This window comes from Sphingobacterium bambusae (assembly GCF_033955345.1).
GTDB classification, from domain to species: domain Bacteria; phylum Bacteroidota; class Bacteroidia; order Sphingobacteriales; family Sphingobacteriaceae; genus Sphingobacterium; species Sphingobacterium bambusae.
On sequence record NZ_CP138332.1, the window covers coordinates 5,488,163 to 5,504,143 of the forward strand.

A 15,981-nucleotide genomic window follows, 5' to 3' on the forward strand; every position below is an offset into this window, starting at 1 on the left:
CAATACTTTTGCTGCATTAGAAGTGGGCGATTAAAAATCGTAGATCACTAACCTCGCGATTAACCCAGTTTTTCAAATCGAAATTACAGTAAACGATAAACTCGTATTACTTATCACTCATAAAGAGATTATAAGAAACACAAAAATACCATCATTCCTTTAATACTTTGTAAGTTAGTTTTAGAGTTAGAGAACTCTAAAGAAAACGTAAAAATTGCTCTACAGATCTATTAATTAGTATTATAGGATTGAAGCGATTGCAGTTCTTTTTGGTAAGCATCGTGAAGAAGATCGTTCAATTTCGAAAACCGCTGAAGCTGATTGATCCTATTTTTTAACACTTCTTCACGGTACTCCTTATTAAATTCCTCTTGATCATAGTTTTCGATATTAAAAGATGGCTTCCGATCAAGTAAAATTTTTATGATTGTATTATCAGTAGTAGCGGTTGTTGGAACAGCATTTTCTATCCAACTAATTGTCCTGTCATCTTTAGCAAGTTCTGTACATCGCTCGAGAGCATACTCTATCCAAATCCTAGCGACCTTGTCTACATCTAAAACAATATTCCCCCACTCTTCAATCGATTTTAAATCAATATTTTCCGGATCGAATGTCGAAATCTCCGTTTCAAACATATCCGTCACAAAAAACGGCTTCTCGCGTTCGGGACTCAGCTTTGTCAATAAATCCAAGATGGCATCAAAATTTCGGAGAGGTTTTCGATCAGGCGGTAGACAATTGCGATGCTGCCAAAGTTTAAGAATGAGATCGAAACATTCCTTTTGAACCAATTCCCTATCATCTTTCTGAGCAGTCTCCAAATAGACTATTTTTTCGGATAGATAGTGAGCCATCCACCTTGCCAAGGTATCGACTCCCGGCTCTAGCTGCAACTCTTTCACTAAGAGCTTACCTAATTCTACCATTTTCATCTGCACTTCTAAGTTCTCCATCGGATGTCAGTATATAAAGTTTTACTTTAACCTTTTCAGATTCATATTTATCATTTTCATAGCTTCGGTCTATTTTTCGACGGACTTGTAAATCAATCAAAAGCTCACAGTCAAATGTCAAACATAAAGATTTTAAAAAGAGCACAGAGGCTTTAAGACATTTGCCATCCTGATCGGGATATTTGTCAATGTCCTGCCTAAATGAACTCCACATTTGCATCTGCAAAGATATAGATTGGCTAGAACGTGAGTGCCATTTCCTTCCATCATCACGGGTGACTAACTTCATTTTTATAACAATGTCTTTACCAATCTGAAAGGGAGGATAATCAACATTATCGGCATACGGATCATGTTCATCTAGTTTGGTCGAAATTTGTTCATCGACGATCCACCCTTTTAGGACAAATGAGTTATCATCAATCTCCATATCTCGTTCCTGATAGTCCGGTATCTTATAATCATATGGATCACTACAAGTTTGCAGCGCTCTCAATAAAGCATTGGAGTTTCCTTTTGACACCAATCCAGACCTAACAGAAACACTTTCGTGTTTTCCAGATCCTATTTCTTGCCAACCTCCCCAGATACGTAACCAATTTTCGCCATCTCGCTTTATTTTTAAAAGATTATCCATATAATCTTCAGAAATTTCTGTTTTCCAGTTTGGTTCTCGAGAAGTGTACACCCATGCAGGTCTCCTGTAAGGCACGGGATCTTTAAAATCTGCTAACCAATTTCCATTATTGTCCGTCAAAAGATGACGCGAAAGCCAGTAATCCCAACCTTCATAATAGGACCCTCTTTTTGATACGAGAGGCATATTCTCGTAAAGACGTCCTGCCACTACCATCATAGCGTGATAAGAAAGATAAAAATTCAGATTATCGGTTTTCGGATAACTTCCGTGACTATGCGATATTTCTCGATCATATCTTTCCAAAATACCCACCCGAGGATCTTTATCATAGGCGTTATCTTTCTCAAATCCCCATTCTTCGACGAGGAGCTCACCTGCAATATCTGCAACTTGTTCACTTGAAATACCAAATACCCTACCCAATGGCTCAAACCAGTACCTGTTAAAATCCCAACCAAAATGAAAATTATGCACTTTCTTATCCTTTCTCACATCCGTATGCCAATAGCTATCCACAACTTCTTGGTAAGCAACTTTTCGCGTAGCTTTCTTTGACAACTTTAACGAGTTAACCAATTTTAGATCATCTCCATTGTAGACACCATCTATAGCATTACCTAAATTGCTAACGATTTCCAAAGCAAATCTTCTTATAATAACATGTTGTTCAGAAATTCCATACCGTAAAAAAATAGATTTGTGCGCTATCAATAATTTGGGATGCTCCTTGGAAATCTTTGCAAGAGCGATCAAAAGATATTGCTTCGCATGGCGGTCATAGAAGGGAAATTTAGAAGAACCAAAGGCTTCGACCTTACCTTTTTCCATCCAATTTATTAATTCCAAAAGGATTTCCTTATGCCCGAAACTTGCTAATTGTCTTAATACATGAACAGCGTTCCACCTTTCGACTGACCGAGGAGAGCCAAGTGCCGACCATACAAACCCCGCTATATTTACGTTGATATCATCAGAAGTCTGCAAACTTTCTTTCCATTCTCCATCGCCAAAATCACTTTCGATATGAAGTTCAAACCTACTTAAGGCATAATCAAGTATGGATTCAGCTTCACTAGCAGACACTTTTGGCACTGCCAAGCCTGCAAAACCAAAATAAGTATTTGAATCCGAAAATTGAGCGCCGTCTTCTAAGCCTTCGAAAACTCCGTCATTTAGTATATTAGTTTCTTTCTTGGAAAATTTAAACTGCTCAATAAAAGCATCGTAAGAATAAGGATTACATAGCGCCACTGCATATTTTCTTCCCAACTGCTTTACGCGATTGTCCCAATCTTTTTTATAACTGATTTTATTCTTCCAAGTATCCGGCAAAGCAGCAAAAAAAACATAAATTTCATATCTATTTACGTCGGATTGCAAAACTGCGTCTGTAAGCAATCCCATTTGACTTTCAGAAACCCTAGCTATTAACTCCTTCCAAAAATATTTATAATCTACGTAACGATGTTCGACAACCATTTCCCAGCGTCGAAGAGCTATCCGAAACTGATCCGCATCAACGAGATTGAGGCTCCCAAAAACAGCATGCCAATCTATTTTCTCTACCGCCTCATTTTGCCTTTGTGAATACCCACCTTCCTTTACGCGATAATCCCTATAATCCTTTGAATTATAATAAGTTAGGATTTCATCGAGCCCGGAAGTTGAGATTTCATATTTATTGGCTAGCATTTCGATTTCTTTCGAACACTGCTCTAATGTTCCGTCTTTTTGGAGCAGTTCTATCGCATCTTCGAAAATTTGTGCCCTTATTACTTTATCCGACTCATGCTCTAAACATATCGATAGCATAAACGTTATATTGTGATCGGATAACATTTTGGTTAAAGACCAAGCAACCGATGGATAGATTTTTTTAGACTCGAGTAGCTCAACTAGCATTGCATTTAGTTGTAAATTAAACCGTCCAACGTCGCGATCTCGCCATCTACTAAGTGCGGCTATACCTACCGGTTGAGAGATGCGCGTACAAATCGCAACAGTCTCATCTCTGTCCCAATATTTTTCTTTAGACACGTAATCTCCAACAATCTCAGCACATCTTATAAATCTATAGGCCAACTGGTCATTACCAAGCCCCCCAGTACAAACATGTTTTGCGAGTGCTACAACTGCCTCCCACCTCTTGATAATTTCATCACCGAATTTGGAAACAACGCGCACAGCTTCATCAAAGTACACGCTAGCGTCGTCTTTAGCCGTATTCAATACAGCTCGAGACATATCTATATAATGATTTGCTACTTCATCGGGAGATGTTCTTTCTAAAGACTGTATCCTGCCGTACGCACTTTCCTCAATAGCTTGCTTAAAGCCTAGAAGGTGTTTGGCTCGCGAAGCGGTCCGTACAAAATCTATATGAGCATACAAATCAAGACTATTCCCTCCTTTGATATACTTTTCGTAAAAATAAGTTAAGTCGGAACATGAAGCTTGTGCATAAAAAACCATTAAAGAGACTTTCAGCGAAGTAATTTCTGCTGGAAGAGTATCATAGGATCTATGCCTGCTGGCCAAACTTTCCTGTGAGACTTTAGTTGCAATAACACATTCTTCAAGTAGATCCCCTATTTGTCCAGCCAATAATCTAGCCCTTAGTAGATACCAAGGTAACAGTCCACCGACAATTTCTTTAGCTTCTTTGAGATCATCCTTAGCGAGCTTCCGTTCAGATTTAGAATCCTCAGGCAACAACTCCAGGACGTCAACCTCGGCGCTTCCATTCAATAGCATTCTAAGAGCAAGCGCGCGTAGAAAATTATGACGTTCATAATTCTGGTTCGAACTATAAACCATTACACTCATAAGTTCGGGAATGTAGTTATTTAGCGCTTTAATAATCTTTTGCTCATTTAGTCCCCCATGAACACATGTCTCAACGAACGACACAATAGATGTAGTAATTCCATCATAGCGAAGAACATCCGGTGGCTTTACAACAAGCTTTTTTCTGCTCAACAACCCCAAAGTGGATTTTATTACACTTGTTTTTGGTAGTTTACCAACTTTATGCAGCTCGTCTACCACAGCCAAAATATAATACGGTTTACCAGCGGCACCTTCTAAAATCTTATCAATTTCCTCAAATCTCCCCAAATCAATAAGCCGGCTAGCTAGATTCTTCATGCGGCCGAACGCATATTCCTTGTACTTGAATCGATCAAGAAAATCGAGACATCCTTTAGTACCGTAGATATTAAAATATACGAAAGTCATCTCCGACATATCCACCTCTTCAATTTCGTTTTGGTGATACGTCCTTTTGTTTTTCTTTCCCTCTTCAATAAAGATATTAAACCAGTTTTCGGCGGCTCTTAAATATCCTCTAGCCTCCCCTTTATAGTCTTCAACACCAGAAAGCAAAGAGGCTGTATATAAATTTTCCGACCCAGTCCAATTTCCCTTGAGTTTACGCCTGAAAGCAATATCTTGAACTTTTTGCTTATCTTGAAGCACGACCAACAGATCGATATTGCTCTTGAAAAGATCGAGTTGCCTCTGATTTCCTGCGGCCTCCTCTCCCCCTCGAATTGCTATATTAATGGCGTCCTTATATTGCGCAGATCTTAATGCTGCCTGAAAGGCGAATTGCAGGCGATACAACCGCACATTCCTCGCATCAATTGGATTAGTTTTTGGGAGATAATCATCAGATAGGGCTATTCGAATTAATTTTTCATATTGGGCCGCTTTAAGATATAAATGAGGCAGAACCTCAGCTACGTAGACATATTCATCAGCAAGTGGCTCCAGTGTATCTATAAACGTTTTATAAACATCTTCGCCGACCAGAAAAGTATCCTTAAACCACGTTTCGGTAGGCTCATCTCTAAATTGTACAGAATAATCGGACAACCAAAGTGAACGGCCAATTTCTGAGACAAAACTTCTTATTGCTGCCGTTGAAACACCGGCCACTTTTGCCAATATTTCTATTGGCACATGGGGAGGAAGACTAGCCAATCCGATACAGATTGCCTGCGTATCTACCTGATAGTTCTCGGGCAGAAAATCCTTAATTTTCGACACAGCCGTTTGTAACTGTACGCCAATCTGTTCCTCAACCGTCATTCCCAAAGGCCCCAAATGATTCAACAGCTCCGTTACGGTCTTATGACCAGCACTCAATGCATTAGCCTGAACGCGAGGATTAGCACTGGTGAGCCGATGAAACTCGGCCCCATCTTTATCTGTCGAATCAGGAAAAACTGATCTCAGGAATTGCAGTGTTTCGGCCTCACTGAAAGATGCTAATTCCAGTTGTACTATTTTCGAACTCGGTTTTAACAACCCAATGCGCTCAGATCTGCATAGCAAGATCAATTGACAGCCTAAAGGAAAATTTTCCTGCAATAATTCGGCAGCGAAACAGGACTGTCGAAATTCCTCCGCCGCCATTTCAGCATTATCAGCAGCATCTATTAGGATAAACAATTTTGCAGATTTATTAGACTTCCTTAAGTTATCCAATGCCACAGTGATTCTGTTTAAGAAAGTCCGCATAATATCGCTGTCCAGAGAGGTATCACCTACTAAAACAGGATCACATAGACCAATTACCGCAAGCTCGTTTACTATTTGAATTAGCGCGTCACGATGACGATGCCTAGGGCTGCTCCGACTTCGGTAACTCCCTGCTCCGAAACAATCGTACGCTACGGCCAAGCTACCAACCTCTACTTGTTTAGAGAAATACCTACAAAAAACAGATTTACCAATCCCTCCAGAAGCGTGAATAATGATGGGACTATCGCTATCGTTGATTTTTGATATCAGCTCAGCTTGTTGCCGGCGCTCTATGAATGATTCTTCTTGTTCCCATATTGGAGGGGCTGGAAAAAGGTCTTTTTTAGAAGAAATACCAAATCGCTTTAGGATATCTTCTGGGTAAATTATATGAGTGGAGTTGGGCAACACCTTTTCTTGAACAAGAGACACTAAACTTTCTATTTTCTCATTATCCACGGTACTAACCATCAGCTGGGATAACTCCCGATGGAGATTATTTTTTTGCGACATATAGTCGCCTTCGCTATCGTTAAATTCTAACAATTTGCAAAAAGCACAAAGTTCTTGGTCCGTTAAGTCTGTGTAATGCTCAATAGTAGTTTGAAATCTTTTGTTCACAGGCTCTCCAATACTTAAGCTTTGAATATTATCTTTAACAGACTTTTCTACGGGACGGTTTGAAACCAAAAAGAATTTGACTGTAGCATTGGCTCTCTCGTTTAAATGCTGTTTAAACCTTTTCGAGAATCCAGAAATAGTGGCCTCTAGATCGCTTAGCGTAAAAGGCTTATCAAACTGTACGGTCGTATGCTTTAATTGGAAATAATCAATTCGGACACTATCTCCTTCCCCATAATATTCTGACACGTCAATTACATACTCTCCCTCCTTCTCTACTTCACGTGACCCTTCTATTACTACCGACTGTAATGAGGTATTCGGATAGATAAGTTTCAAACAGCGCCTAGCTGCCCATCTATAGTGAAATACATCCCCTGCACGTGAGTATGCTACTAATTCATTTGACATTTCGAAAATTTATGAGTACAATAAATTGATTGCATTAATCTAAGAAAAGTTATTAAACATAGGAAATTGATTTATATATTTAGATTGATTTATCGTACTATCTGCTACTTTACTTACACTAAACCACCTTAAATGAATTATTATCCAACATTAGCCTCACTTTATCTTCGCAGTATCGCACAATCGATAATGACATCTCCTTCTTTAGTGGCATCCAAAACGATACTTCTCTCATAAAAAAGCACAAGCGCAGTTATAAATTATCAATAATAAAACAAAAACAACATGGAGGAATTTGATACACTGATAGCACTTGGAAATATCGGTATTTACCTTTCTTGCGAAGTCACTGAGATTTTCGTAATTAGAAAAGGCGACCTAAATGTTTCAAACCTTTATACCCTAGTCGTATTCCAAGAAAAAAGTGTAACAAGCACCGATAGCAATTATCTAGGTGACAGGATTAAATTCGACAAGCAAATTCAGGTAGGAATTATGCAGTATGAGCTAACAATCCCTGATGCAAGAAACAAATTCGAGAATCTATACAACGGTAAAGGATGGGATAAGAAGATGCACAACATCAAGCTAAGAAGTCTGCCGAAACAATTTGTCCCCGTAACCGATGGTACGCCATTAAATAAAATACTTAAAAATAACATCGATAACGGTAGTTATGTCTTGGAATTCTTTGACGAAGAAAAAAGCACCAATAATCCAATACTAGACTACGCCTCAAGAGAAAAATTCGACGATCTATGTTCGGCAATAGCAGAGCAACTCCCAATTTTCCTTACGGGTCTACCTGACAGGATAGGAAGCGTAATGTTTCAATTCCCTATCACGATCGCAGATATTTCCTCTAGAGCGTTGAAAAGTTGGGCTGGAACTAAAATTTCCTTTGCATGGCATCCGGCATTAACAACAATACCGGACTGCCAGATCACCGTAACTGAGACACTCGACAATAACATCATAGGTTACAAAACTGAAGATTACAACAAATTGGATTCGCAGGATCTAATATCGGGTAGCCTTAATGGTAAAACCCAAATTGTAGTAACAAGGACCAACCCCACCCTAATATTAAGTACATTCTATGGCAACTACCTTAGGGGAATTAATTTCGGTATGAACATTGCCAATCACGAGCCTCGCATCTTCAATTTAAACGGACAAATACAATCCGTGCAAGTTAAGTCATCTGAAGTACCGAGACCTGCAAAAGTAAAAGAATTCGATGACCTTATCCGTAATCGTCTTTACAATGCTGAGCGTAGACGCTTAGAAAGTACTCTTCAATTTAAGCAATATGGCCGAAACGCAACCACCCATCAAGAAGGACTGGCAGATATCAGAAAACTTATAGAAAATAACGATCGAAATGGCGTATACCTATGGGATCCATTTCTATCTTCCCAAGACCTTCTTAATACTTTATTCTATTCTCCGACAGCCGAGACACCGCTACGGGCGATAACAGCATTAAATTCAGTTAAAAGTAGTAAAAAATCGTCCGAAACAAAACTACAAACGTTAGCTCGCTTTAAAAAGGAACTTAATGATTCGAACTCCAATAATCATGGGCTTGATTTAGAGTTTAGGTGCAAAATAGACCAGCATGGCTGGGCGTTTCATGATCGCTTTCTTATATTTCCAGGATCAGATCAAATGGTAGCAAAGGCATACTCACTAGGCACCTCAATAAATAGCTTCGGAAAAGAACATCATATCTTACAAGAGGTTACCAACCCGCAACGCATCGTTGATGCCTTTGAGGAATTATGGGACAAATTAAACAGCAGTAGATGCCTTATATGGAAATCACTATAGAAACTATACAGGAAGCCCGTTTATTAGGGATTACGAAAGAGTACAACCCTTACGTTAAAAGATTCAAAACTTGGCACAGCTTGGTAGTGGACGACTTGGTATTGGGCAAAATAAAAAAAAACACAGAGGCTCTATACACTGAGATTACTCGTCTAAAAGCACAACTGGCCACGCCACCGAATCGACAACGAACACACGCTCTAAAAAGACTTGCGACAATTATAAACTTTCAAAAAGCTGAATTGTCAAAGGCAATCCTTACAAATAATATTAACCATTTACTAATATTCTTAGAGACACATAGATACTTTGAAACACCGTATGAAAACTACTTAACCGACATTACTTTTAGTCCAGCTCAGCTGACCGAACTCGCTAAAACTCTACTCCCCTTGCTTGCAAGGTTCGGCATCGAATTAAAAAAAGGATCGTATGCTAGGTACCACGAGCAAAGTGAGTTGGAAGCCTATAATCAAGGAATTATAAACTTTAACATCGATAAAGTCTATACGTTAATAAATAGCGTGGAAAACTCAAAAGGAATACATTTGCCTTTCCGTCTCAGATCTCTGCTTCGCTTCCTCTTTGTAATAGACATTAATATCTTCCGCCAGTACATTGACGGCCTCAAAACTCCTATTAATTATGTAGCGGCGCTTGAATGGATGAGCGCCCAACAGCTGGCTACATTTTTTAAGGGACATACCTCTGCTAAAAAATGGCTTTTATTTGAAGGTATACGCCAGCTGGTAGCTAGAAAATCCAGTGTCGACAGTTTACTGACGGCGAAATATCTTTTAATCAAGCTCTACGATCAGGACAAAAACTTTTTCATACAGATCTGTAACTACGAAAATAGAAGTCCGTCATTTAATCAAATATTAGGCAGCTGTCTAGCAATCATCCCTACGCTTACACCAGACCTAATAAATCAATTATTTAAAATAGGTCAATACACCTTTTTTGTAAAGAATAAAGATTTATTGCTCGACGCTTTCCTTAATGATGCGAGTGATGACAGAATTGAAATATTACTGTACTGTATTCATAAAAAATGGTTAGCTTACCTAGACAGCTTACCTCAGGAGATAGATTTCAATGTATTGCATCCAGTCCTAACAGATTACGCAAATTACGTTGTTAAATATCTATGCAGGTCTTGCACAATAGATGAGACAAAGAAACTATGGGACGAAGCTTATTTTAAAATTGAAAATATCGACTCCAAATGGCATCGAACTCAGCCTAGCCGCTTAACATATTTTATGATCTTATTCGGCAAGCTTTATCTATATACACTGTCCCTGATTGATAGTGAGCATATCGATACAATGAAGAACAAATTCTTAAAACTTCTAAATAACAGTATTTTTATGAGCCGATATGGGGAAGAATCTGTTACCGCAAACCTAATTTCCGTAAGCCTGGTCATCGCTCATATCAAAGATCTGCTAAAAATTAAAGCCGAAGAAGCTAAATAACAAGCATAGCGATTGTGAAGATGAGAACAACACAGAAATACATTTTTTAATTGAGTATTTTAAAACAACAAACGTTTGTTAGTAACAACAACGCATAAGTCAATTAACAGCAACGAATCCGTAGTAGAGCATGACAGACACTTTAATGACCTATGCTATTTTTTAAAAAATTGTTAAGGTAGTAAGTCTAAAAGTTGTGTAGTTCAAGAAATTTGAGCATCAGTCTTTTTAGAAAAGAAAATAAAGCTGCATTACCTCTATACAGCTTCATAATCCTTTCATAGCTATCCACAACTTCATCAACAGTTCTTTCAGCAAATACAGAAGAGAGACTAAACAAAGCTATATCTTGATTTTTTTGATCGTCGATATTATCTAAATTAATTAACAGATCAAAAAAATTGAACACGGTATGAATGACACTTTCGCTCGTAGAAACCCTTCCTGCGAGCACTTTAGACAACTCCATAAATCTGTTTGATACGTGATACCCTTCTGACTTAAGGCAGTACAATAGTGTATGTTCATTGACAGAAATAAAACTATATTGAAGCTCAAGTAGACTAATCAAACTTTCATGGTATGTATCGTCTTCAATAAGTTCATGTTCTTTTAGGTGCTTAAGCAGCGGAACAATCCAGCAACCAATTTCCTCCCCACACAAATTTAAGATTTGACTTCTAAACGCAACATCATCAGATAAAAGCAGTGATCCTTTTTGGTGAGCTAACAATACGGCATCATAAAAAGATCGTCCATGCTTCTTGTATACTCTAATTTTGTCATTATTGTTAACTGCTAAAGTATCTGGATTTTCAATACAAACATATTTTCGTAGAGCAATCAATATTGGAGAGGAATCTAGCGTCTCGCCATCTTTTATGTTATATATGTTCTGTTGTAAATAATCATAAATTACTTCGTACGTGCTAGGGGTTATCGTTAAGGTACATAAATTTGAGCTAACAGTGTCCAATAAATTCAACTCTAACAAAGTAAACACCCCGCATATATCTAGAACCAAACCATTTCTTAGTTTATTTTTATCCAACATGTTGTGATCAGTAACGGTCGCATGGGAAGCCAATAATTTATGTCCTTGTACTCTTATCCGATGCCGAATACTAATGGGGTTATCATTTAGTATTGAAGAAATACCTCCTATTCCTATCTCCCCTGCCCTGTAGTAATCAAGTATGATAGAAAACGGGGTCCCCTTACCCTCTGCCCTGGAAAGTCCAATAGTATTTAGAATGTTACTCAATTCCTCAATTTGAAAAGATTTTACCGACCCCTCCCTTTTAAAAACTCCATTTGCATTGGCAAAGCATTGGTCAAACTGGTGTTTGTATTTACTGACTATAGATTCCATAATCCACTTCTTTTTCATAAAGGCACTTTCTAAAGTAACCTCAAAACTAACTTCTTTCCCCGCTAAGTGTACAAATAAGTTATCGTCAGTTGACACTTCGCTTCTCGACTTAATTAATTCGTAAGATGGTCGATTTTCAAAAAGAAGATTAATTCTTTCGTTAGCACCATCATAAAGAACTACATACGTGTCCTCTTCGACAATTGTGGGAATGTTTAAATAAGAAAGCACATCAAATTTAAACCAGAATGTCAAATACAAATCGTTTGATTGCGGGCTGTTCTGCCTGCGATGGTTTTCATACAAAATGTCAATAGATTTCGTTATTCGACCTCGGTATGCTAAAATTGTCAAATACTCCTGGAGATCTTCTTTCTCCAATGCTAGGTAATCGAACTCGAAATCTAAATATTGATCAAGTAGCTCATAGTTTTGCGTTTTAAAATGTAATGTAATAACAAACAATCGTACATCAATTCGGTCAGGATAAACCATTAAATATTGCTCGGCTACAGATATCGCCTTTTCAAATTGGTAGTTTAAGGTATAAAGATTACATTCCATTAGCGAGTGCTTGGAATGTATCCCTTTATTCTCCCTTAGTCCGCTTAATAACTCCACTAATTTGAAAGTATCGCCATTTTTTTCAACTAAACGCAGCAAATGATCGGTTATTGGATCATAGTCTAAGGTTAACACTCTCTTTTCCAAGAGAGCAATCGCTTTATCATAAGCCTTAGTTTCTTCGAACAATTCTACCAGTTGATAGATTAAACTAAATCTAGTTTGGTCATTGACCTGCGACTCGCATTCAGAGAGTAAGTTCAAATAATCGTCGGACTGTAGATAAATCAAGATCCTTATCTCAATAATTCTAAAATCCAAACCATCAAATTCCTTAATTTTCGTTTGCCAATAAATTAATTTATCGATATCTTGGTTTTTAATATATCTGTCGACTAGAAAATTGGTTGCTTGGTTTACAAATACGCTACCTTCTCTTTCTATGAGGTTTTGATAGTATCTCTCTAATAAATCGACCCTATTCGCTTGTGAGGTTATTTCGGTGAGCATGAGAGCATCTTCCATTTCACCGTACAACAAGAAGTGTTTATCCAGCGTTGCAATTGCGCCATCAAAATCCATTAACGAGTAATGAATCATAGCTTTTAGCCTATAAAATTTCTGTTGTTCAAGAGGATACTCAGATGCTAGTTCCTCCAAAATAACTAACGCATCGGATTCTTTACGAAGAAGATACAGCAAAGTTACCTCTGCCTGCTTCAAAAAAAGCTTACTTTCGGTAACATCTTTATCAGAACTAAGCAAGTCGTAAATTAACCCGAAGAGATAATCTATTTCTTTAATTAGGTCACTGTTAACACTTCGAAGGTTATATATCCTATAATCTAATTGGTACCTATGGAGTACACTTTCGATATAGGTCACTTTAATACTATCGTCTTCAGGAGATAAAGCGAAAGCCTCTTGAATAATTTTATAATAACTATCGAAATCATGCTGATCTCTGTATACAAGTGCAATAGCTCTTTTGACTTTTGGTTCCTCAACAAATCTTCCAGGAATCTGTTTAAGAATTTCATCAAGACCATGAATACCCTTTTTTATAATGATATATACTTCCCAAATATCAGAATGCTGTTGACCAAACGAAAGTACAGCCTTTTCAATCAACTTGTCCGCTTCGGAGCATTGGTTTCGATTATGCAGAACTTGAGCATAATTACATAAAGCTGCATAATTTTCAGGATTCAAATCGAAAGCTTTTTTAAAGTATTGGTGGGCTTCATCCTTTTTTCCAAGTTCAAAATGACAGTGGCCGATATTCGTTAGGATGGCAGATTTGTGATCAACAGATTTAATTACATGAAAATTCTTTTCCAAAATAATCAGTGCATCCAAAGCTAACGTAAATTGCTTGCCTTCTATAAATGCATTTGCGAAGTTAATCTGCTCCTTCACCAAAGGACTATCGTCATTTAAAGCTTTTATAGCCGCTAAAATTACAGTGGCCTGCTGGTTTGATTGCTCTTTAAAATCAACAAAAGAATTAAACATCTCACTTTGAACAGGTGTCATGACCGTTCTAAGCAGACTATCGTAGATCTTAAAAAACTCATCCAGGATAGTATCTTGTCTGTCTACCATCGCATTATTAACATGCCATACAAAAGGGGCCTTGTCTTTATTCTGTATATAGCTATTTTTAAAAACAAGAAAAGAATCTTCTCGCATTAAAAGATTGGAAAGTGCAATTTGGTTAAATCTAACTTCAAAAAGTAGCAACGTATGTATGTAAAGCGATTTCTCCTCATCTTTCGGCTTCTCGATATCATAAAGTGCTAAAAATTTATGAAATTCGTTTATATCCTTAAGTTTTTGGTATCCGAGGCTCGTAGCGGCCTTTAGTACGTCAGTGACAAATGGCAGTGCTAATAGCCCCAAAATTGTTTTGATCATAGTCAATTCGTAGAAAGAACAAAAATACGCAAAAGCTATCGAAAAGATTTAATTTTCAAACCTTCAAAAGCACCATTGAACCTTCTTTTTTTCGTAGCTGAAGTTTTTATTTTTAGGTTGTTGCATTGAAAATTTCGAAAATGAGCGGACAGAATCATTTTTATTTGCAAGCTTGGATCCAATAAAGTCGTTGATACATATACAAACACAATAATTACTAAAAAAACCGAAAGTAGATAGTTTAAAATTAGCAAAATACATTAAAATAGTACAATGAAAAATAACGCAACATGACTTCTCAATTGGTATTTTTTTATGATTTATATTCGTTCATAACAGCTGTTAATTAACAAAACAACAATTAAGAACAGTCAAAAAAAAATGATTAACATCGGCAAAACAAATATTACATGAAGTGGAAACACTTCCTTCGGCCGTACCTTAATCTACAAACTACAAAGGGTAGATGAAAATAGTCCAACCTCTTAATGAAGACCGGCATTTTAATTTATGTCATTTTATTCTTATCTTTTTACATTAATTATCTACTTTGTTAATTTACACAAAATGGATACAAATCCTAAATAACGTATTATGAAACCTAGTAACCCAACAAAACATCATTATGTTCCAAGAGTTTATCTAAAGCGCTTTGCTGATGAGAATAGTGAGTTTTTTCAATTCAGTAAACAATACAAAACGATTTCACAAAAACATATCTCTAAGGTTGGCTATAAACATGATTATTTCAAAATTCAACGAGAAGAAACAAAGCTTATCAATAGCATACAAGATGAATATTATATTGAAAAGAACGGTTTCACCCAACAGGAAAACAATTTCAATAAATTAGCGAGCCTCGTATCGCAAAAACTTCAAATCTCTTTTGAGATGAGAAAAATCGAGGTAGAAATACTTTTACAAACTATTATTACCATAAAAAGACGAAACCCAAGTACACGTCAACAACTAACCGATAATTTGAAAAAGGAAGCTGCATCAGGCACTTTTGAAAGAATCTTTGAACCATTCAGAGAATTAGCTCAAAAGGTTGATAATGCCGATCCCATGATTTATCTAAACAAGGAAAAGAATGAGTTTATTAATGACCCAAGTAAATCTGACGATCTCTATCTCAGCTCGTTCATTGATCAGTCCAAAGTCGTAAGAGAAATCACAAAAACTTTTTTTCAATCCGCCATTCAAATATATCATGCTCCCGAAGACAGTCAATTCGTCACCAGTGACAATCCAGGATTTTTTGTTAGTGGAAACGAAATTATCAATTTTGGCGGTTTAGGCGGATCATATCTGTTCGCATTTCCAATCAGCCCAGAAACATGTCTAATCATTGACAGCGACGAGTCAGGATATCCTTCGATTCATCATACAACGATAATCCCAAAAGTTTGTACAAAAAAACAGGTCGATTATATAAACTATGCAACTACACTTATTGCAAACGGCAACGTTTTCGTTAAAGACCGTCAGTATGCTGAACAGGTCAAAAGTCAATCCAGAACAAATCAATAGCCATTAAACTCTCTGGTTAATTGTTTCTTGACTACATTAATGAACAGTGTCAAGGTACTTTCTTTTTCTTTTGTACTGTACACAAATTTTCACATTGTAGGTGCTATCATCCTTTTTGAGATGTTC

Annotated in this window: 6 protein-coding genes; 3 read left to right on the top strand and 3 right to left on the bottom strand. The window is 37.2% G+C overall.

Translation table 11 applies throughout. The features are described from left to right. Nucleotides 1-230: 230 nt before the first annotated feature. Nucleotides 231-956, bottom strand: coding sequence for a hypothetical protein (locus SCB77_RS22840; RefSeq protein WP_320184322.1), 726 nt, complete (start codon nt 954-956; stop codon nt 231-233). After that, complete coding sequence (locus SCB77_RS22845; RefSeq protein WP_320184323.1) at nt 913-7,155, bottom strand: hypothetical protein; 6,243 nt, start codon at nt 7,153-7,155, stop codon at nt 913-915. The genes SCB77_RS22840 and SCB77_RS22845 overlap by 44 nt, the downstream gene beginning before the upstream one ends. Nucleotides 7,156-7,440: 285 nt before the next feature. Here SCB77_RS22845 and SCB77_RS22850 point away from each other — a divergent pair, with 285 nt between their 5' ends. Continuing rightward, nucleotides 7,441-8,988 carry a VPA1262 family N-terminal domain-containing protein gene (locus tag SCB77_RS22850; RefSeq protein ID WP_320184324.1) on the top strand — a complete coding sequence of 516 codons (1,548 nt, stop codon included), beginning with the start codon at nt 7,441-7,443 and terminating at the stop codon, nt 8,986-8,988. Beyond that, the gene (locus SCB77_RS22855) at nt 8,964-10,469 is read left to right on the top strand and encodes a hypothetical protein (protein WP_320184325.1); all 1,506 of its coding nucleotides are present in this window, start codon (nt 8,964-8,966) and stop codon (nt 10,467-10,469) included. The genes SCB77_RS22850 and SCB77_RS22855 overlap by 25 nt, the downstream gene beginning before the upstream one ends. 187 nt (nt 10,470-10,656) lie before the next feature. On the opposite strand, the gene SCB77_RS22860 is transcribed toward SCB77_RS22855, so the two are convergent. Continuing rightward, nucleotides 10,657-14,322 (bottom strand): tetratricopeptide repeat protein, encoded by a 3,666-nt coding sequence (locus SCB77_RS22860; protein ID WP_320184326.1) that lies wholly within the window; start codon nt 14,320-14,322, stop codon nt 10,657-10,659. Nucleotides 14,323-14,916: 594 nt separating this feature from the next. On the opposite strand from SCB77_RS22860, the gene SCB77_RS22865 reads away from it, so the two are divergent. Continuing rightward, entirely contained in the window at nt 14,917-15,855 is a 939-nt protein-coding gene (locus SCB77_RS22865) for a DUF4238 domain-containing protein (RefSeq protein ID WP_320184327.1), read from the top strand. The last annotated feature ends 126 nt before the right edge of the window (nt 15,856-15,981 follow it).